The organism is Streptomyces sp. NPDC001536 (assembly GCF_042894505.1).
Taxonomy (GTDB): Bacteria; Actinomycetota; Actinomycetes; order Streptomycetales; family Streptomycetaceae; genus Streptomyces.
In genome coordinates this window covers 683,041-700,617 of record NZ_JBIAVQ010000002.1, presented here as the reverse complement: position 1 = coordinate 700,617, position 17,577 = coordinate 683,041, and the positions used below count along the sequence as shown (strand labels likewise).

General features: G+C 71.6%; 17 protein-coding genes, 1 pseudogene and 1 riboswitch. Of the genes and pseudogenes, 11 read left to right on the top strand and 7 right to left on the bottom strand.

All coding sequences use genetic code 11. The annotated features are described in order from the left end of the window. Positions 1-204 precede the first annotated feature (204 nt). Positions 205-993, bottom strand: coding sequence for a 2-keto-4-pentenoate hydratase (locus ACFY0U_RS08215; RefSeq protein WP_388632000.1), 789 nt, complete (start codon positions 991-993; stop codon positions 205-207). Further along, positions 990-1,622: a TetR/AcrR family transcriptional regulator gene (locus ACFY0U_RS08210; protein ID WP_388631997.1), complete on the bottom strand. Its 633-nt coding sequence runs from the start codon at positions 1,620-1,622 to the stop codon at positions 990-992. Before ACFY0U_RS08210 ends, ACFY0U_RS08215 begins: the two co-directional genes overlap by 4 nt. A 142-nt stretch (positions 1,623-1,764) precedes the next feature. On the opposite strand from ACFY0U_RS08210, the gene ACFY0U_RS08205 reads away from it, so the two are divergent. The 4 genes from ACFY0U_RS08205 to ACFY0U_RS08190 all read left to right on the top strand — a co-directional run bounded on the left by ACFY0U_RS08205 (position 1,765) and on the right by ACFY0U_RS08190 (position 5,793). Then, a complete protein-coding gene (locus ACFY0U_RS08205) occupies positions 1,765-3,396 on the top strand; it encodes a bifunctional 3-(3-hydroxy-phenyl)propionate/3-hydroxycinnamic acid hydroxylase (RefSeq protein ID WP_388631994.1) in 1,632 nt (543 codons plus the stop codon). After that, entirely contained in the window at positions 3,393-4,268 is an 876-nt protein-coding gene (locus ACFY0U_RS08200; protein ID WP_388631991.1) for an alpha/beta fold hydrolase, read from the top strand. Before ACFY0U_RS08205 ends, ACFY0U_RS08200 begins: the two co-directional genes overlap by 4 nt. Continuing rightward, positions 4,265-5,284, top strand: coding sequence for a VOC family protein (locus ACFY0U_RS08195; protein WP_388631988.1), 1,020 nt, complete (start codon positions 4,265-4,267; stop codon positions 5,282-5,284). The genes ACFY0U_RS08200 and ACFY0U_RS08195 overlap by 4 nt, the downstream gene beginning before the upstream one ends. Positions 5,285-5,571: 287 nt before the next feature. Further along, on the top strand, positions 5,572-5,793 hold the full coding sequence (locus ACFY0U_RS08190) for a hypothetical protein (RefSeq protein ID WP_388631986.1): 222 nt from the start codon (positions 5,572-5,574) through the stop codon (positions 5,791-5,793). 270 nt (positions 5,794-6,063) lie between these two features. Here ACFY0U_RS08190 and ACFY0U_RS08185 read toward each other — a convergent pair. After that, positions 6,064-6,783: pseudogene (locus ACFY0U_RS08185) on the bottom strand (IclR family transcriptional regulator); the annotation flags it as partial. A 184-nt stretch (positions 6,784-6,967) separates the two neighbouring features. Here ACFY0U_RS08185 and ACFY0U_RS08180 point away from each other — a divergent pair. The 7 genes from ACFY0U_RS08180 to ACFY0U_RS08150 all read left to right on the top strand — a co-directional run bounded on the left by ACFY0U_RS08180 (position 6,968) and on the right by ACFY0U_RS08150 (position 14,548). Further along, on the top strand, positions 6,968-7,783 hold the full coding sequence (locus tag ACFY0U_RS08180; protein WP_388631984.1) for a 2-keto-4-pentenoate hydratase: 816 nt from the start codon (positions 6,968-6,970) through the stop codon (positions 7,781-7,783). Continuing rightward, complete coding sequence (locus ACFY0U_RS08175; protein ID WP_388631981.1) at positions 7,780-8,727, top strand: acetaldehyde dehydrogenase (acetylating); 948 nt, start codon at positions 7,780-7,782, stop codon at positions 8,725-8,727. Before ACFY0U_RS08180 ends, ACFY0U_RS08175 begins: the two co-directional genes overlap by 4 nt. Then, positions 8,724-9,755, top strand: a complete 1,032-nt coding sequence (dmpG, locus tag ACFY0U_RS08170; RefSeq protein ID WP_388631978.1) for a 4-hydroxy-2-oxovalerate aldolase — start codon at positions 8,724-8,726, stop codon at positions 9,753-9,755. The genes ACFY0U_RS08175 and dmpG overlap by 4 nt, the downstream gene beginning before the upstream one ends. 688 nt (positions 9,756-10,443) lie before the next feature. Continuing rightward, positions 10,444-11,910 (top strand): WGR domain-containing protein, encoded by a 1,467-nt coding sequence (locus ACFY0U_RS08165; RefSeq protein ID WP_388631975.1) that lies wholly within the window; start codon positions 10,444-10,446, stop codon positions 11,908-11,910. 103 nt (positions 11,911-12,013) lie between these two features. After that, positions 12,014-13,156, top strand: coding sequence for a hypothetical protein (locus tag ACFY0U_RS08160; RefSeq protein ID WP_388631972.1), 1,143 nt, complete (start codon positions 12,014-12,016; stop codon positions 13,154-13,156). A gap of 56 nt (positions 13,157-13,212) precedes the next feature. Beyond that, on the top strand, positions 13,213-13,797 hold the full coding sequence (locus tag ACFY0U_RS08155) for a hypothetical protein (RefSeq protein ID WP_388631969.1): 585 nt from the start codon (positions 13,213-13,215) through the stop codon (positions 13,795-13,797). 40 nt (positions 13,798-13,837) lie between these two features. Further along, positions 13,838-14,548 carry a YcnI family protein gene (locus tag ACFY0U_RS08150; protein ID WP_388631966.1) on the top strand — a complete coding sequence of 237 codons (711 nt, stop codon included), beginning with the start codon at positions 13,838-13,840 and terminating at the stop codon, positions 14,546-14,548. Between the two features lie 111 nt (positions 14,549-14,659). On the opposite strand, the gene ACFY0U_RS08145 is transcribed toward ACFY0U_RS08150, so the two are convergent. The 4 genes from ACFY0U_RS08145 to ACFY0U_RS08130 are packed head-to-tail and all read right to left on the bottom strand — an operon-like array spanning position 14,660 to position 17,311. Then, on the bottom strand, positions 14,660-15,505 hold the full coding sequence (locus tag ACFY0U_RS08145; protein ID WP_388631965.1) for an energy-coupling factor ABC transporter ATP-binding protein: 846 nt from the start codon (positions 15,503-15,505) through the stop codon (positions 14,660-14,662). Further along, on the bottom strand, positions 15,502-16,251 hold the full coding sequence (gene cbiQ, locus ACFY0U_RS08140; protein WP_388631962.1) for a cobalt ECF transporter T component CbiQ: 750 nt from the start codon (positions 16,249-16,251) through the stop codon (positions 15,502-15,504). Before cbiQ ends, ACFY0U_RS08145 begins: the two co-directional genes overlap by 4 nt. A 5-nt stretch (positions 16,252-16,256) precedes the next feature. After that, the gene (locus tag ACFY0U_RS08135; RefSeq protein WP_388631960.1) at positions 16,257-16,616 is read right to left on the bottom strand and encodes an energy-coupling factor ABC transporter substrate-binding protein; all 360 of its coding nucleotides are present in this window, start codon (positions 16,614-16,616) and stop codon (positions 16,257-16,259) included. Next, the gene (locus ACFY0U_RS08130) at positions 16,613-17,311 is read right to left on the bottom strand and encodes an energy-coupling factor ABC transporter permease (protein WP_388631957.1); all 699 of its coding nucleotides are present in this window, start codon (positions 17,309-17,311) and stop codon (positions 16,613-16,615) included. Before ACFY0U_RS08130 ends, ACFY0U_RS08135 begins: the two co-directional genes overlap by 4 nt. Before the next feature lie 29 nt (positions 17,312-17,340). Next, positions 17,341-17,525: riboswitch (cobalamin riboswitch) on the bottom strand. Between the last annotated feature and the right edge of the window lie 52 nt (positions 17,526-17,577).

The following is a 17,577-nucleotide window of genomic DNA, read 5'->3' as shown; positions in this document are numbered from 1 at the left end:
CATTCCGGCCGCCGACCACGCACTGCCGACCGTGCGACGAGCAGGCTATGGGTGTCGGCGCCCGGGGGGACCCAAGGAGTCCGGCGTGGCGGTGATCGAGGGCCGTTCGGAAGACCGGGAGAGAGGATCGCGGTCGGGACTGGGGAGGCGGATCGGGAACCTGGCCTGCGATGTCTGTGGCGGGTCGGCGGGCGGGACGGTCGGTCAGACGAAGGACACCGAGACCGAGCCGAGGGCTCCGAAACGGGCCTCCGCCTTCTGTCCGGCGCCGACGAAGGGAGCGGTGGTCATGGCGCCGGGCAGGATCACGTGTCCGGGGTCCAGTCCGACGCCGAAGGCGGCAAGGGTGTTGGCGAGCCAGGCGACCGCGGTCGCCGGGTGGCCCAGGACCTCCTTGCCGCTGCCGGAGGCCGCGTAGTCACGGTTGACGTGCAGGTCCACGGTGACCGCCGCGAGGTCGGGCGCATATTCCATCGGTGTCCAGGAGCCGCAGACCAGCCCCGCGGAGCTGGCGTTGTCCGCGACGGTGTCGACCAGGGTGATCCGCCAGTCGCGGATACGGCTGTCGACGATCTCCAGTGCGGGAGCGACCGCCTCGGTGGCTGCCAGTACGTCCTCGGTGGTCACCCCGGGGCCGTGCAGCGGCCGGGCGAGGCGGAAGCAGATCTCGGGTTCGACGCGCGGGGCGCAGTAGCGGGTGGCGCGTACGGCTGCGCCGTCGCGGTGGACCATGTCGTCGAGCAGGTGCCCGAAGTCCGGCTCGTGCACGCCGAGCAGTTGCTGCATCGGGGCGGAGGTCAGGCCCACCTTGTGGCCGATCACCGTCGCCCCGGTGGCCAGTCGGCGGGCGATGTTGTCCTGCTGGACGGCGTAGGCGTCGGCGAGACCGAGGCCGGGCAGCGTCGTGGAGAGCGGTTCGATCGGTGTCGCATGGCGTTCGGCCTCGCGCAGCAGCCGGGCGGCTTCCTCGCGCCGCCGGCCGGGCGGGGTCATGCCTTGCTCCTTGCCGCCATGCGCGTCGCCGCGTCGTAGACCAGCTGGGCGTGCAGTTCGAACAGCGCCACGAGGTCGACGGCGTCGCCGTTGATCTCCCGGTGGACGAACAGTCCGTCGGCGCACGCGACGGCGTAGGTCGCCAGCGTGCGGACGGCCTCCTCGTCGAGGCCGGGGAAGAGTGTTTCGGTCACCTCGGCGATCTTCGCGTGCGCGATGGCGCGGACCTGGAGGAACACCGTCCGGCCGCGGGGCTCGGTGGGACGTCGTTCCAGCGCGAGCATCAGACCCAGACGGAGGAAGTCGGGGGCGTCGACCAGTGACTTCGCCACGTTGCCCGCCATGACGGTGATCCGCTCCAGCGGGGTGCCCGTCTCCTCGCCCGGAAGCACGACCGCGGCCAGCCAGGTGTCGAAGCTGCGTTCGATGACCGCGGCGATCAGGTCGTCCTTGTCCTTGAAGTGCCAGTAGATCGAGCTGGCGGGCAGTCCGCACTTGGCGCTGACCGCCGCGATCGACGTGCCCTCGTATCCCCGCTCGCCCGCGATCTCCACGGTGGCGTCGAGGATGCGCTGCCGCGACTCCACCCCGTTCGCGCGCTTCTTGCGGGTCGTCTGCGGTCTCGTCATGGCAGGTGCCCCTCCTCTGTGCGGTTCGCGCAGGCTCTTGACCGTCTCTGACGACGAGCCTACCGTAGCAGCCGTTCCAATTGGAATGAGCGTTACAGCAAGGGCCGTGCAGTGTGAGCCGTGCACTAAGGACGACAGTGAGGTGGCCTGGTGTGAGTTCAGGGCCGGGACAGAGACCGAGAACAGTGACTACGACGTGGCGGTGATCGGTTACGGCCCCACGGGCGTGACCGCCGCGAACCTGCTGGGCGCCATGGGCCTGCGCGTCGTCGTTCTGGAGAGCGATGCGGAGATCTTCAGCCGCGCCAGAGCCATCTCCACCGACGAGGAGGTCCTCCGCATCTGGCAGCGGATCGGCCTGGCCGAGCGGCTCAAGCAGGACATGCTGACCGAACGGCCCGTCGACTTCGTCGACGCGAACGGCCGCCCGTTCCTCAGCGCCCGCCCCACCCCGCGCGGCCACGGCCATCCGCCGCAGCTGTTCATCTACCAGCCCGCTCTGGAGCAGGTCCTGCGCGACGGCGTCGACCGGTACCCCCAGGTGCGGGTGCTGCTGCGCCACGAGTGCCTACGTCTGCGCCAGGACGCCGACGGGGTGGAACTGACCGTGGTCGGTACGGCCGACGACTCCGTCCACCGGCTGCGCGCCTCCTACGTGATCGCGGCCGACGGCGGCTCCAGCCTCACCCGCGCCCAGCTCAACATCGGCTACGAGGGCAGGACGTACGAGGACCGCTGGGTGGTCATCGACACGAAGATGCTCAAGCCCTGGCCGGACCACGACAAGCTGCGCTTCCACTGCGACCCGGCCCGTCCCGCCGTGGACTGTCCGACCCCGCTCGGCCACCACCGGTGGGAGTTCCCCATCCTGCCCGGCGACGACGAGAAGCAGCTCATCACCGAGGAGGCCGTGTACCGGCTGGTGGCCCGGTACGGCATCTCCCGCGACAGCGTCGAGGTCCTGCGCGCCACCGTCTACAGCCACCACGTCCGCTTCGCCGGCCGCTTCCGCACGGGCCGGGTCTTCCTCGCCGGCGACGCCGCCCACGCCATGCCCCCGTGGATCGGCCAGGGCATGGCCGCCGGCGTGCGCGACGTGGCCAACCTCTGCTGGAAACTCGACGCCGTCCTGCGCGGCGAACTGCCCGAGACCGTGCTCGACAGCTACGAGGCCGAGCGCAAACCGCACGTCAAGGAAGTCACCAAGCGGGCGGTGTTCGTCGGCCGGATCATCACCGAACGCCGCCTGCCGGTCGCGCGCGTCCGCAACGGCGCCCTGCGGGCCCTGGACCGCATACCGGGCTTCGGCGACTGGATGCAGGACTCGAACTGGATCCCCGTCGCACGGTACGACGCCGGACTGCAAGCCCGCCCGCGCACCAGGGCGACCGGCCACCAGGTCCCCCAGCCCTGGGTCACCGGCCCCGACGGCACCCGCGTCCGCCTCGACGACGCACTCGGCGGCCGATGGCACCTCGTGCACGCCCGCACGGCCTCGCCCCAGCCCGCCTGGGACCTGCCCGGCGTCCCTTCCCTGATCGTCACACCCGTCGGCTCCCGGCCGGCCGAGGGCACCCTCGTCGACAGCGACGACGTCCTGCTGCCCTGGATGACCAAGCACGGCGCCACCACGCTCGCCCTGCGCCCCGATGCCTACGTCTACGCCGCGGCTTCCGCCGGCGCCCCACTCCCGCCCCCGCCCCTCGGTTTCACCCCCTCCATGACCTCCCCGCCCGACCGCGTCCGCCGCCCAGTGAGGACACCGGCATCATGACGATCACCCCGACCGGCCTGCCGACGATGCAGGAGACGACGTACGACATCGGCGGGCGGAAGATCTTCGCCGCTCAGACCGGAGACGGCCCGCCCGTCCTGCTGCTGCACGGTGGCGGCCCAGGAGCCTCCGGCGTCTCCAACTACGCCCGCAACATCGCGGAGTTGGCCAAGGAGTACCGGGTCATCGTGCCCGACCTGCCCGGCTACGGGCGCAGCACCAAGGGCGTCGACGGCACCGACCCGTTCGGATTCCTGGCTGACGGCATCCGTGGACTGCTCGACGAACTCGGCTTGGAGAAGGCCCACTTGGTCGGCAACTCCTACGGCGGTGCCTGCGCCCTGCGCCTGGCCCTGGACACCCCCGACCGGGTCGAGCGCATGGTCCTCATGGGCCCCGGCGGCATCGGCACCACCCGTGCCCTGCCCACTCCCGGCCTCAACAGCCTGCTGAACTACTACAACGGTGACGGGCCTTCGCGGGCGAAACTGGAGAAGTTCATCCGGAACCATCTGGTCTTCAACGCCGCCGACGTCCCGGACTCCGCGATCGACGAGCGCTACCGGGCCAGCATCGACCCCGAGGTGATCGCCGCGCCGCCCCTTCGACGGCCTTCGGGACCGGGCGCCCTGCGGACCGTGTGGAAGATGGACTTCACCCGCGACCCCCGTCTGTCCCGGCTGCCCGTGCCCACGCTGGTGCTGTGGGGAGCGCAGGACAAGGTCAACCGGCCGTCCGGTGGCCGGATGCTGGCCGAGCGGATGCCCAACTGCGACCTGTACACGGTCGCCAACACCGGACACTGGGTCCAGTTCGAGCGCGCCGAGCTGTTCAACAGGCTGTGCGCCGGCTTCCTGGCAGGCCGACGATGAGCACCGAAGCGACCACCGGCGCCTCCGTCTTCGGAGCCGTCCACCTCGGCTACATCGTCATCGAGACCAACCGCTTCACCGACTGGCGCCGGTTCGGCACGGACGCCATCGGCATGCACCACGACGCACTCTCCCACGACCTGATGCGCTTTCGCCTGGACGACCAGGAGTGCCGGTTCCTGCTTCGGCGCGGCCCCGCCGAGGACGTTGTCGCCACCGGCTGGCACATCGACGACCACACCGCCTTCGAACAGATCGAGGCCCGCATCCGCGCCCATGGCGTCCCCCTCCTCGTCGGTACGGACGAGGAGGCCGCGCTGCGCGGTGTGGAACGCCTGCTGCGCTTCCCCGGCCCCAAGGGCATCACCCAGGAGATCTACACCACCCCAGTGACGTCGTCCGAGCCGCTGCGCATGCTCGCCTCCGGGTTCGTGACCGGGGACTCGGGCATGGGACACATCGCGCTGACCTCGACTAAGCCCACGCAGATCCGCGGCTACTTCGACACCGTCTTCGACGCCCGCCTGACCGACTACATCGACGAGACCATCAGCGGCGTCAAACTCAAGATCCGCTTCCTGCGCGTCAACGAACGCCACCACTCCGTCGCCGTCGCCACCACCCGCGGCCTGCCCATCGACCCGATCCCCACCCGCGTGCAGCACCTCAACATCCAGGCCGCGAGCCTCGACGACGTTGCCCAGAGCTACCAGCGCGTGCACGAACTCGGCTTCGACATGGCCCTGTCCGTCGGCCAGCACACCAACGATCGTGAACTCTCGTACTACGCCCGCACCCCCTCGGGCTTCGAATGGGAAGTCGGCTGGAACCCGATCGTCGTCGACGAGACGACCTGGGAACCCACCACCCACCAGGGCATCAGCGTCTGGGGGCATCTCCCCGTCGGTCAGACCATCGTGGACAAGCTCAACCAGTTCCGCGTCGGCGCCCGCTCCCTGGCCCGCTCCGAGAACACCGTGCCCGCGCTCAGCGGCGCGGGTATCGCAGACGACTGATCCGGAAACGGTCACCTCACCACCAACGGCGGGGTGACCGTACTCGCCCGTCTTCCCGGCAGGGCATCCGCCGCACCGGGCCTTCGGCGGGCACTCGTCCCACAGCCCGGTCGGGGGCAGCCCACGCCGCCGCCCTGTTTTCCAGCACGGCCGGTGAGCTGTTCGCCGACAGCCCGGCGAGAGGTATGCCCCTGGGCGCTGTGCTGGGCGCTCTGCAGCTGACCGTTCTGCTGCTGACCTCCACGCCGATCCACTCGCCGAGCGGATAGGACCGGTCGCTGACGTCGATGCAGAACGCGTTGGCGCTCACGGGGGAAACGAGCCTTGTCCAGATCGTCAATGTGGCGGTGGTCTTCACCGCCATGCTGCTGCACGCCCACTGGGCGGCGCTCACGGACTGTTCGAGGCGTGCCGAGGGAGCCGGGACGGGTGTCCGATGGAGTGAGCCGTCGTCGTGCCGGGCTCAGGCCGGACCGGCCCCGATCCTCGCGGCCAGCGCGGGGAACTGAGCCAGGGCGTTGGACCGTTCGACAGCCAGCCGCTCAGCACGTGCGAACGTCTCGTCCAGCTGCGGTGCGGGGTCACCGGACGCCGGGAACAGGGCACTGGTGAAGGGCCAGTCGGTGGCGAAGAGGATGTGCTCGGTACCGGCCAGTTCCCGCACCGACTTCATCGCCTGGGGCGCCGGTGAGGGGGTGCGCCTGGTCCGTGCAGGGCCAATCCGCCGGGCCGTGCAGGCCGCCCGGCGACGTCTCAGGAAGAAGCGCCGCGCGGCGAGTTGCCCCCGCACGCAGCACACGGGACAGGCCCAGGGCGGCCGTGCGCACGGCGGGCGCGAGCTGGGCGGGGTGGAACCGGGCGCGCGGCACGGCGACCGACAGAGCGCCCACCGCCGTCGGTCCGTCGAAGACCGGCGAAGCGATGCAGCTGACGCCGAGGGCGGCTTCCTGCTCCTCGTAGGCGAGGCCGGACACCTGGATCTGCTCGATGGCGGTGCGCAGCCGCGCCGCGTCGGTGACCGAGTGGGGGGTGAGACGGGGCAGAGGCGCGGCCAGCACCTCGTCCACCAGCTCGGAGCCGGAGAAGGCCAGCAGCGCCTTGCCCACACCGGTGCAGCTCAGGGGGAGTCGGCCGCCGATGCGGGAAGGCAGCGAAAGGGTCTGGTGGCCGTGGATCCGCTCGATGTAGACCACCTCGTGTCCCTCCCGAACGCCGAGGTGCACGGTCTCGTGGGTGGCCTCGAAGAGGTCCTGGAGGAACGGCAGTGCCGCCTCCCGCAGGTCGAGCCGGCGCGGCACCAGCGAGCCCAGCTCGAAGAGCCTGCCGCCGAGCCGATAGGTCTCGCCTTCGCGTTCGAGCAGTCCGAGGCGAACCAGATCGGCGCAGAGGCGGAACGCCGTCGTCTTGGCCAGCCCGGTACGGGCGGTGATTTCCGTGAGACGGAACGCGCCCCCGTCCGGGCGGTAGCAGTCGAGGACGGCAGCCGCCTTGTCGAGCATGTTCCCCAGCGCGCTGTTCCGTGTCATGGAACATATTTTGCCCCTGCTCGATCCGCACACCTATACCTGTCGTGGATCGACGGACGGCCACCGCCGCCTCTCCGACAGCCCCACGTCTTCCCGCCCCGGAGGTAACCCGCATGTCCGCTCCGCACCGCCGTACCAGTCCGCTTCGGGGGCGACCGTGAGCGCCCACGCATCCGCCGACGCCGTGACCAAGGCGGCGGACGTCCTGGAGGAGGCCGCCCGCACCGGCGTCCCGTGCGCCCCGGTGCGCTCGCTCCTGCCCGAGGCGGATCTCGACGCCGCCTACGCGGTGCAGCGCCTGCACGTGGAACGCGGTGTCACCGCCGGCCGACGGCTCGTGGGCCGCAAGATCGGCCTGACCTCGCCCGCCGTGCAGCGGCAACTGGGCGTCGGTCAGCCGGACTTCGGTGCCCTGTTCGCCGACATGGCGGTGCCCGAGGGAGCGCCGATCGCCCCCGGACGGCTGCTCCAGCCGAAGGTCGAGGCGGAGGTCGCCCTGGTGCTGGGCGCGGACCTGCCGCACCGCGACCCGACCGTCGCCGACCGGCTGAGGGCCACGGCGTTCGCGCTGCCCGCGCTGGAGATCGTGGACAGCCGGATCGCCGACTGGGACATCACCATCGTCGACACCGTCGCCGACAACGCCTCCTGCGGCCTGTACGTCCTCGGCGGCACCCCCGTGCCCCTGGACCGGGTCGACCTGCGTGCCGTACGGATGACCCTGACGAAGAACGGCGAGACCGTCTCGCAGGGCACCGGCGCCGACTGCCTGGGCAGCCCGCTCACCGCCGCCCTCTGGCTCGCCGCCACCCTCGCAGGCCTGGGCGACCCGCTGCGGGCCGGCGACGTCGTCCTGACCGGGGCGCTCGGCCCGATGGCCGTCGCCGCCGAGGGCGACGAGTTCACCGCGCACATCGAAGGACTCGGCACCGTCACGACCGCGTTCGCCCTCATGGAAGGAGCCGGAGCATGACCACCAAGGTCGCCGTCATCGGATCGGGCAACATCGGCACCGACCTGATGATCAAGATTCTCCGGCTCTCCGACTCCCTGGAGATCGCCGCGCTGGCCGGGATCGACCCGGAGTCGGACGGCCTGACCCGCGCCCGCCGTCTGAAGGTCGCCACCACCCACGAGGGCGTGGACGGCCTGGTGAAGCTGGACGCGTTCGCGGATGTGGAGATCGTCTTCGACGCCACCTCCGCCGGCGCCCACCGCCGCCACGACGAGGTGCTGGGCTCGCTGGGGCGCACGGTCGTGGATCTGACGCCCGCCGCGCTCGGCCCGTACGTCGTCCCGCCCGTCAACGGCGACGCCCACCTCGACGCACCGAACGTCAACATGGTCACCTGCGGCGGTCAGGCGACCATCCCGATCGTGGCCGCCGTGGCAGCCGTGACACCCGTCCACTACGGCGAGATCGTCGCCTCGATCTCCTCGCGCTCGGCCGGACCCGGCACCCGGGCCAACATCGACGAGTTCACCGAGACCACCTCCGCGGCCATCGAGAAGGTGGGCGGCGCCGCCCGGGGCAAGGCGATCATCGTCCTGAACCCCGCCGAACCCCCGCTGATCATGCGCGACACCGTGTACTGCCTGGTCAGCGAGTGCGACGACGCCGCGGTGACCGCCTCGGTGGAGGACATGGTCTCCCGGGTCCAGGCATACGTGCCTGGCTACCGCCTCAAGCAGAAGGTCCAGTTCGAGCGAGTTGCCGACGACGACCCCCTGCGCTCGCTGCTCCCCGCCGCCGCGCGGCCCGCCGGCGCCGCGAAGGTCTCGGTCTTCCTGGAGGTCGAGGGCGCCGCCCACTACCTGCCCGCCTACGCCGGCAACCTCGACATCATGACCTCGGCCGCCCTGCGCACCGCCGAACGCATGGCCGCACACCGCACCACGGAGGTGGTCTCCCGATGACCGCGCACCAGCCGCCTGCCCTGTACGTGCAGGACGTGACCCTGCGGGACGGCATGCACGCCGTACGCCACCGCTACACCGTCGACCAGGCCCGCACCATCGCCGCCGCCCTGGACGCCGCCGGGGTCGCCGCGATCGAGATCGCCCACGGCGACGGCCTGTCCGGCTCCAGCATCACCTACGGCGTCGGCGCCCACACCGACTGGGAGTGGATCGAGGCCGTCTGCGACAGCGTCCAGCACGCGGTGCCCACCACACTGCTGCTGCCCGGCATCGGCACCCTGCACGACCTGCGGCAGGCCCACGCGCTCGGCATCCGTTCGGTCCGCGTCGCCACCCACTGCACCGAGGCCGACATCTCCGCCCAGCACATCCACGCCGCCCGCGAGCTGGGCATGGACGTCGCGGGCTTCCTGATGATGTCCCACATGGCCGAACCAGCCGAACTGGCCCGCCAGGCCAAGCTGATGGAGTCCTACGGCGCCCACTGCGTCTACGTCACCGACTCCGGCGGCCGGCTCACCATGGACGGCGTCCGCGACCGCGTCCGCGCCTACCGCGACGTCCTCGACCCGGCCACCGGGCTCGGGATCCACGCCCACCACAACCTCGGCCTGGGCGTCGCCAACTCCGTCGTCGCCGTCGAGAACGGTGTGACCCGCGTCGACGCCTCCCTCGCCGGTCAGGGCGCAGGGGCCGGCAACTGCCCGCTGGAGGCGTTCGTCGCGGTCGCCGACCTGATGGGATGGCAGCACGGCTGCGACCTGTTCCCCCTGATGGACGCCGCCGACGACCTCGTACGCCCCCTGCAGGACCGCGAGGTGCGGGTGGACCGCGAGACGCTCACCCTCGGCTACGCCGGCGTGTACTCCAGCTTCCTCCGACACGCTGAGGCCGCCGCTCGCCGCCACGGCCTCGACACCCGGGCGATCCTCGTCGAAGTCGGCCGGCGCGAGATGGTCGGCGGCCAGGAGGACATGATCACGGACGTTGCGCTCGACCTCGCTGCGGCCGGTCCCGTCGGCTGACCGGGATCGGTGCGGCACCTGCGCTGCTCGCTGGCTCGCGCGGGGCACGTGCTGCCCGCTGACCGGCCCCACGATGACGCCGCCCTGCTACTGGCTCGCACCCGTAGCCTCGGGGACGACCAGATCGCCGACTGGGACCTGGACGCCGACCCCGCAACCGTCGCCAGGGCACGATCGCGTGTCACCCGGCAGCTGACCGGCCTGGGGACTGGAGGACCTCGGCTTCACCGCCGAACTCGTGGTCGGCGAACCGGTCACCCATGCCATCCGCTACGGCAGACTCCCCATCCGCCTGCGCCTCATCCACGACCGCACCCTCCTGTGAGAGGTGTCCGACGGTGCCGGCACCGCCCCTCATCTGGGCCGGGCCCGTGCCATGCCCGGCACGGCAAGACGGCCTGGGCCGAGCTGGGCGAGACCGGTGACGCCCAACTATCCGGGTTGGCCTCGGCGCTTCAGGGACCTGTGTGTTCTCCCGATCTGGCACGTAGCGACGTGTTTCCGATGACGCGTCACATGGAGCGCGTGGCGATTCTGGAGCCTGCCGCCAAGGGGCGCTGAACCGCGGTCCTGAAGCACCCCGACCCCCGGATCCCGTCGCGGGCGGCGTTGTCAGTGGTGACCACTAGTTTGGAATCACTGGGGATCGGCCGCGGCGGTCGACCGGGGTCTTGGGGAGGGGTGTGCTGTGTCCGCTGGGCAGGGGCGACAGTCGGGGAGCACGACGTATCTGGAGCTGTCTCAGGAGAGCGGCGGTGCCCACAAGTTCTATGAGGTGACCGTCGAGGGGACCACCGTCTCCGTGCGGTACGGGCGGATCGGTGTGGACGGGCAGCGGCAGACCTCCGCGTTCCCGACGGTGGAGAAGGCGAACGCGGCGGCGGCGAAGAAGATCGCCGAGAAGGTGCGGAAGGGGTACGCGCCGGCGGTGCAGGGGCAGCGCGCCGCACGGCCTGTGACCCGCCGTCAGGTGACCTCCGCTCCGTCCACGGCGCGGGCGACCGCCCCGGTGCTGTGGCGGTTCCGTACGGGCGCGTCGGCGTTCGGCATCCATGTGGACGAGGACCGCTGCTGGGTCGGCAACCAGCAGGGCCATGTGTACAACCTGAGCCACGACGGCGAGGTGCTGGCTCACTACACCCTGCCCGACGGGGTCAAGTGCCTGGTGGCGGACGACTTCTGGATCTACGCGGGCTGCGACGACGGCCAGGTGTACGACCTCTCGGCGAAGGTGCCGTTCGCCGCCTACGAGATCGCCGCCGAGGTGGACATCTTCTGGCTGGACATCCACGCGGGCGTGCTGAACGTCTCGGACCGCAACGGCGGTCTGACGGTCATCGACCACGAGGACGAGCTCCAGTGGTCGCGCAACTCCTCGGGCCAGCAAGGGTGGATGGTGCGCGCCGACGACCACGCCGTGTACCACGGGCACAGCGGCGGTGTGACGGCCTACGCGGCGGACGGCACCAGCCAGCTCTGGCACACCGCGACCAGCGGCAATGTGCTCTTCGGCTGGCAGGAGGAGGACGCGGTCTACGCCGGGACGGGGCGGCGGGTCGTGCAGCGGCTCGCGAAGTCCTCCGGGTGGGTCGAGGCCACCTACCAGTGCGACGCCGCGGTGTACTCGTGTGCCACGTCCCCCGGCGGGCGGTACGTCTTCGCGGGCGACTCCTCATCCTCCGTCTACTGCTTCACCGCCGACGGCACCCGGCTGTGGAAGCTCGGCACGGGCGGCGGCTCGGCGCTCTCCATGCAGTACCACGACGAGAGGCTGTACATCGTCTCCACGGACGGCTCGCTCGCCTGCATCGACGCGAGCGAGGCCGCGATCAACGCCGCCCAGTCGGGCACCGTCCCGGTCGCCGCGGACGTCAAACTGGCGGCAGCCCTGCCGACGTACGCCCCGCTGACCACCGCCGCCTCCGTCGCCACGGTCAGCGCCGTGCCCGCGGCGGGGAGCGGAGTCGTCGTGGAGTGCGTCGAGCAGGGCGGCCGCGTGCGGGTGCACGTGGTCTCCGAGGGCTACGAGCCGAGTTGGAACGTCCAGTTCCCGCGTGCGATACGCCAGCCCGGCGCACGCTATGTCGTGGACGCGCTGCACTCCTCCTCGGGCGGCTTCTACCGGGTGCGCGGAGAGATCCGGCGTCTGGTGTGACGGGCGGTGCGTCGCGGTCCTCGCCGGACACACGGACCGAGTTCGCTTCGCCGACAGGTCCAATCCGTCGCGCGAACGGTTCTTTCCTGTAAGGCTCGGTCCTGTGACGTACGTAGTGACCGTGGACACCTGCATCCCGGAGGGCACTCCGGAGATGGACCCGCTGCAGCGCGCCGGAGCCGTGGCGCTCGTCGAGGACGGGTTCGATTCCGTCCGGGCGATCGAAGGGCCCGACGGCGTGGCAGTCGAACTGCTGGACACCATCGTGGCCGTCCACCCCGGTGGGGCACTTCTGAAGGTGATCGTGGACGCTCCGGCACTCGAGTTCGCCGAGGACTCGGTGCGGGCGCTCGTGGACGAACTGCTGGAGCGGTCCGAACTGCTGGCGGACTGGACGATCGAGCGATGCGAGGTGGAGCTGCACCAGGACCTGGCGAGGAAGAGCCTCGACGCGGCCGAGGGTCCTGATGCCCCGCCCGACGATCCCGCCACCCGCAAGGCGCGGCACGCCGAGAGCGCCCCGCCGGAAGGCGCCGAGGAGGGGTACGACGGCGAGGCGAAATCCGCCGCGGTGCGGAGCCGGATGCTGGGGGTGGCGGCCGAACTGCGTTCTTTCCCACCGGCCGTGTTCGGTGCACCCGGTGAGGAGGGCGACGGAAAGGCATACGGCGAAGCCGAGTTCGCCGTACCGCCGGCGAGCGCCGCACTCGCCGCCGGCGCGCTGGTCCACGCGATCGACATCCTGGTCGACGAGTTGTTCGAGGACGTGCAGGTCCTGACGCAGGAGGACGCCACCGTCGCGGAATGCGAGGGCCCCCTGTGGCACTTGGAGCGGCTGCCCGACCGGTACGCGCTCCAGTACGACGCCCGCTTCGCCCGTCGCTTCCTGGTGACGGTGATCGCGATGACCACCCGCTTCACCGACGGGAGCTTCGAGCGGCTCAGCTGTGTCGCCGAGGAACTCGCCCTGCGGTTCCTGCTGAGCCAGGCCATCGTGACCCTGGAGCTGCACGGGCTCCTCGATGACGAGGTGTCGGCCGCTCTCGACGCGTTCGCCGGGAACGTGTACGAGGACATGGACCACGAGTGGCTCTACGACGGCGCGATGGACGGGATCGACGAGTCCGCCGTGGGGGTCGGGCTCGGCGGGGCGCCCGTCGCGTTCGGCTCGTGGTTCACCCCGTTCGACGAGGACCGCTACGTCCACCCGTCCGCGACGGACGAACCCGAGGCGGCGGCGCGGTAGCGCGCGGGTACGGGCGGTGGGGGAGAGGCTTCGGTCGCATGGCAGCATCGGGTGGCATGAGTGCGTCCCCGGGAGTGCGGAGCCTGCGCGCGGCGGTGTTCGCCGTGTTGTGTGTGCTGCTGGCCACCGGGGGACATGTGCTGGCCGTGGGGGTGGCGCCGCCGGTGTCGGTGCAGGGCGCCGGGGGACTGGCGGTCTTCGTGGCCGGCCTGCTGCTGGGCGGGCGTGAGCGGTCGCTGGTGGGTATCGGGGGCGGGACGCTGGCCGCCCAGGGCGGGCTGCACGTGGCGTTCGGTGCCGCCCGGGCGCATGCCGGGATGGTCACGCAGGGCATGCGCATGGCTCCGCACACCCATGCGGCGGTGCCCCACGCCACCGCCGCCCATGTCGGGGCGGCTCTCCTGCTGACCTGGTGGCTGCGGCGCGGTGAGGCCGCGTTGTGGTCGCTGCTGCGATGGGCGGTCGCCTTCGTGCCGGGGCTCGTCGCCTGGTGGCGGGCGGCCCGCGGCTTCCGGGGCGTGCCGAGCGGCCTGGAACCGTCACGTCGGGTTGGCGACCGGGCGTGGTCGCCGCGACAGGTGTGGCTGCGCTACGCCGTTCGCCGGCGCGGGCCGCCCGCCGGGATGTCGTACGCCGTCTGAACCCCGACATCCCTTTTGCAGTACGGAGAGCCACTCAGCCATGTCCACCACCCTGCGCCGCGCCGGCGCCGTCACCGCGCTTGCCGCGGTCGGAGTCCTCACCGCCGCCGGTGCCGCCTTCGCGCATGTCACCGTCCACCCGGAGAGCTACGCCAAGGGCGCCACCGACGGCACCCTGACCTTCCGTGTCCCCGACGAGGAGGACACCGCCTCCACCACCAAGGTGCAGATCTTCCTGCCCACCGACCACCCACTCCTCGGCGTGCTCGTCGCGCCGCGGGACGGCTGGAGCGCGAAGGTCACCGACACCAAGCTCAAGACGCCGGTCACGACGGACGACGGCACCATCACCGACGCCGTCTCCGAGATCACCTGGACCGGCGGGAAGATCGAAGCCGGTCAGTACGAGGACTTCGACGTCGCCTTCGGACAGCTGCCCGACGACACCGGCCAGTTGGCCTTCAAGGCCCTCCAGACCTACTCCGACGGCAAGACCGTCCGCTGGATCGAGGAGGCCGCGCCGGGTGACGAGGAGCCGGAGAACCCGGCGCCGGTCGTGAGGCTCACCGCCAAGGAGGACACCGGCGCCACCGCTGCCGCTCCGGCGACATCCAAGGAGACCGCCGCGGACAGCAGCGACTCGACCGCGCGCGGGCTCGGCGCGGCCGGGTTGATCGTGGGCGTGCTCGGGCTGGCGGCGGCCGCGTTCGCCGTCGTGCGGACGCGGTCCGCCGGATCCCGGGGAGCGTAGGGCGCCTGCCGGGCCCTGCTCAGTCGGCGGAATCCCTTCGACAGAGCAGGGCCCGGCGCAACGGCCGATGCGGCCACCGACCCTCCGCGCCGCACCGCCGTTGCCGCGCCCTCACCGGGACGCGGCGTCACGCACCACCGCGGCCAGTTCGTCCGGAGTGCGCGGTCCCTGGGCGTCGTCGGCCAGCAGCCCTTGGTCCCGGAGCAGTCGGGCGGCCGCGATACCCCAGGGGAGCCGCAGCCCCGCCTGCCGCAGCAGTTCCGTGCGGGCCAGCATCGAGGGGGCGGGGCCGGTGTGGGCGCCGGAGGGGGTGAGGAGGGCCGCGTCGTCGGCCCAGCGCAGGGCGAGGTCGACGTCGTGGGTGGCCATCACCACCGTGGTGCCGGAGGCGCGCAGCTCGTCGAGGGTGGCGAGGAGCCGCTCCTGGCCGTCGGGGTCGAGCCCCGCGGTCGGTTCGTCCAGGATCAGGACACGGGGCCGCATGGCTACGGCACCGGCGATCGCGGTCCGCTTGCGCTGGCCGTACGACAGGAGATGGGTGGGCCGGTCGGCCAGGGCCGTGATGTCCAGGGCGGCGAGCGCCTCGTCGACCCGGGCCCGTACCTCCGGGTCGGGCAGCCCCAGATTCAGCGGCCCGAAGGACACGTCCTGGGCCACGGACGCGGCGAACAGCTGATCGTCCGGGTCCTGGACCACCAGCTGGACGGTCGTCCGCAGCCGCGTCAGGCCCTTGCGGTCGTGGCGGACGGACCGGCCCTCCACGCTCAACTCGCCCGTGCGCGGCCGCAGTCCGCCGCTGAGCAGCCGCATCAGCGTGGTCTTGCCGCTGCCGTTGCGGCCCAGCAGCGCGAGCGCGCGCCCCTCGCGGATCGCGAAGTCGAGGCCGTCGAGCACGGTCGGCCCGTCCTCGTACGCGAAGGAGGCGCCCCGCAGGGCGACCAGAGCGGAGTCGCTCATGACAGCGGCCTTTCCAGTACGAGGGTGAGGGCGGCCAGGGTCACGAGCAGCGCGACACTGGCGGCCGTGAAGCGCGCGGAGACACGGGCCTCGGGCACCAGAACGCGCAGCGTCCCGTCGTACCCGCGCCCGGCGAGCCCGTCCTGGAGCCGCGCCGCCCGGCTGAAGGCCCGTACGAACGCGGTCGCGCCGAGCCCGGCCAGCGAACGCCACTCCGCGGACCGGCTGGTGTGCCCGAGCCGCGCGGCCTGGGCCTCGCGGATGCGGCGTACGGAGTCCAGGAGCAGGAAGCTCATGCGGTACGTCACCAGCGCGACGTCCACGACGGGTGCGGGCACGCCGGCCTTCACCAGGCGCGGCAGCAGGTCGGACATGGGCGTGGTGAAGGCGAACAGCAGCACCCCGAGGGAGGCGGCCGACGTACGCAGCAGCAGTTCCCCGGCGCGCACCGCGCCACCGTCCGCCAGTGCCACGAACCCGTCCGGCCCGCCGACCTGGACGAGCAGGGTGAGCGCACCGGTGACGCAGAAGCCCAGCGGCACCCGGTAGGCACGCCACAGCCGGCGGCCGGGCACGCCCGCGGGGCCGAGCAGGACGACGAGTGCCGTCACCAGGACCAGCGCCGCGCCGGGCCAGGGCGGCAGGGAGATCGCCAGGACGGTGAGTCCCAGTCCGAGCACGGCCTTGTCCACGGGATGGCGGTGGCGCCAGCGGCTGCTGTGCGCCGCCGCGTCGATCGGCAGCACGCGGGTCAGGCCCGGTCGGCGGCGGGCGCGTCCTGGGCGGCCCGGGCGTCCAGCCGGGCCAGGGCCCGCTCCTCACCCTGGCGGCGCCCCCGGTGCAGGCCGAAGTAGTAGGCGAGGACGCCCGCGCCGAGGGCCGCCTGGAGGGCGAACAGGGCCGACTCGATCTCGCCGGACGGCGGCTCGTACAGGGGGGAGAACCAGGGCTCGTAGTCCGGCTCGATCTCGGTGATCGCGGTCTCGGCCTCGGCGTCGGCCCCCGTGAAGGGCTCCTCCTTGTGGTCGCCGAGCCCGAGGGCCAGCGGCAGCACGGCGAGCGCCGCGACGACGAACAGCAGCAGGGCGTTGATCTTCGCGTTACGGCTCATCGGGCCACCGCCTCGGTCTCGGTCTTCTTCGTACCGGTCAGCAGCACTCCGAGCCGCGTCAGCTCGCCCTTGCTGGACTGCACCAGCAGCCGCATGACGAACACCGTGAGGAGACCCTCGCTCACCGCGAGCGGGATCTGGGTGACGGCGAAGATGGAGCCGAACTTGCCGAGCGCGCCCAGGAATCCGCTGCTCGGGTCCGGGAAGGCGAGCGCCAGCTGCACGCTGGTGACGCAGTAGGTGGACAGGTCGGCGACGAACGCGCCGAAGAACACCGCGACCATGAGCGGCACGTCGTAGCGCCGCAGCAGCCGGTAGACGGCGTAGCCGGCCCAGGGTCCGACGATCGCCATCGAGAAGACGTTGGCGCCCAGTGTCGTCAGGCCGCCGTGGGCGAGCAGCAGCGCCTGGAAGAGCAGGGTGATGGTGCCCAGGACGGCCATGATCGGCGGGCGGAACAGGATGGCGCCCAGTCCGGTGCCGGTGGGGTGCGAGCAACTGCCCGTCACCGAGGGCAGTTTCAGCGCGGACAGGACGAAGGTGAAGGCACCGGAGGCGCCGAGCAGCAGTGTGCTCTCGGGGTGCTCCCTGACCTCACGGGTGAGCGACCGTACTCCGTGGACGACGAACGGCGCGGACGCGACGCCCCAGGCGACCGCGTGCGCGGGGGGCAGAAAACCCTCGGCTATGTGCATGGCTCAACAGACCCTCTCCAGCACCTCGTGGATGGTTGACGCGCCTTGGCCGGTCTCCTGGCTCACGGGTTTCACCGCCCGTACTCCGCCTTCCCGGGTCACAAGGACCCAGTGGCTGCCCGTGAGGGCCGGAGCCGGACTTCCCGATCACAGTGGCGAGGGCCGCACCGGCATCACACCGGATTTCCCGTTCACCAAGGCGTGGTGACAGTAGTGCCCCTGTAAAGGGGCTGGCAAGCGGCTCCGGGGGGCGCGCGGACGGCGCC